3 protein-coding genes are annotated in these 1,317 nt (G+C 62.6%); 1 reads left to right on the top strand and 2 read right to left on the bottom strand.

The genetic code is table 11. The annotated features are described in order from the left end of the window. A partial coding sequence (locus EYW49_RS22810; RefSeq protein ID WP_131310539.1) for a transposase occupies positions 1-205 on the bottom strand: 205 nt, incomplete at its 3' end. 261 nt (positions 206-466) lie between these two features. Here EYW49_RS22810 and rfbC point away from each other — a divergent pair. Continuing rightward, positions 467-1,021 (top strand): dTDP-4-dehydrorhamnose 3,5-epimerase, encoded by a 555-nt coding sequence (gene rfbC, locus EYW49_RS22805; RefSeq protein ID WP_131312033.1) that lies wholly within the window; start codon positions 467-469, stop codon positions 1,019-1,021. A gap of 48 nt (positions 1,022-1,069) precedes the next feature. Here rfbC and EYW49_RS22800 read toward each other — a convergent pair. Then, a partial coding sequence (locus tag EYW49_RS22800) for a transposase (protein WP_206365391.1) occupies positions 1,070-1,317 on the bottom strand: 248 nt, incomplete at its 5' end.

Here is a 1,317-nt window from a genome sequence, read left to right as displayed (position 1 = left end):
TGCCGAAGAATTCGGGCAAATCGCGCCACTGGGCGCCGGTGCGGGCGATCCAGAAGACGCCGTCGAGGACACGCCGATGGCCCTGAGGTCGCCGGCCGCTGTGCGGGCCACGTCTCGTCACGAAGGGTTCGAAGAACGCCCATTCCTCGTCGCTCATCAGGTCTCGAATCAACGCCGCCGCCCTCCGAAAGCGACGTTGAATCATTCCTGGACCCGAAGGGGAATCCTATTCGTCAACAGGACCTAGACGTTATGACCGTGCATTGAGTTCGGTGGTCCTTGCCCGCGAGGTCGCCGCGGGCTCGATCATGTCCGTCGTTCCCCCATTCGCCGCTTCGTCAAACGTGCTTTGCGCCTGCCGGTTCGCCAGACCCAAGCCTGCGGTCGAGCCCTGCTGGACGGTAGCGGGCCATGCTCGGCACCCACCACTTCTGCGGTTCGCAACGCCGGAGATTGAAACCAAGCTATGGATTACAGTCGTTTCGATATCGCTGGCCTCGTCCTCGTCACACCGAAGCGCCACGGCGATGAACGCGGCTGGTTTTCCGAGGTGTTTCGGGAGGACTCGTTTCGCCGCACGGCTGGCGACGTCCAATTCGTCCAGCACAACCACTCCTATTCAAAGCCTAAGGGCACGGTACGCGGCCTGCACTTCCAGCTTGCGCCAAAAGCGCAAGGAAAGCTGGTGCGCTGCCCACGCGGACGGGTGCTCGACGTCGCCGTCGATCTGCGCACCTCGTCGCCCACCTATGGCAGTCATGTCGCGGTGGAATTGTCGGCAGCGAACGGCCAGCAGTTGTGGGTGCCGGCCGGGTTCGCGCATGGATTCTGCACGCTGGAGGAGGATTGCGAACTGGCGTACATGGTGACCAATTACTACAGCCCCGAGCACGATCGCGGCCTCAGGTGGAACGACCCGGCACTCGGTATCGACTGGCCGGTGTCCGAGGCCGACGCGATCCTGTCGCCGAAGGACACGCGCCAGCTGCTGCTCGCCGAACTGGGCGCGGTCTTTGCCTGATCCATCCATCGATGGCCAATCAGTGTGCGACCACGAAGCACCGGAAATCTAGGTCCTGTTGACGAATACGCGCGTCCATAGGCGGACAGCAGCGATGAGGACGAAGCCGAGGTAGCTGTCGGCGGTCTTGTCGTAGCGGGTGGCGAGGCGGCGGAAGTTCTTCAGCTTGTTGAAGCAGCGCTCGATCCTGTTTCGCAGGGCATAGACGTGGTCATCGACGGGGATCTGGATCTTGCGGCTTCGCCGCATCGGGATCATCGGTGTGACGCCACGAGCCTCCATCTCCTCTCGGATAT

Origin of the sequence: Siculibacillus lacustris, assembly GCF_004328075.1 — a bacterium.
GTDB classification, from domain to species: Bacteria; Pseudomonadota; Alphaproteobacteria; order Rhizobiales; family Ancalomicrobiaceae; genus Siculibacillus; species Siculibacillus lacustris.
Note: the sequence above shows the minus strand (reverse complement) of the source record. Positions and strands in the feature narration are given on the sequence as shown.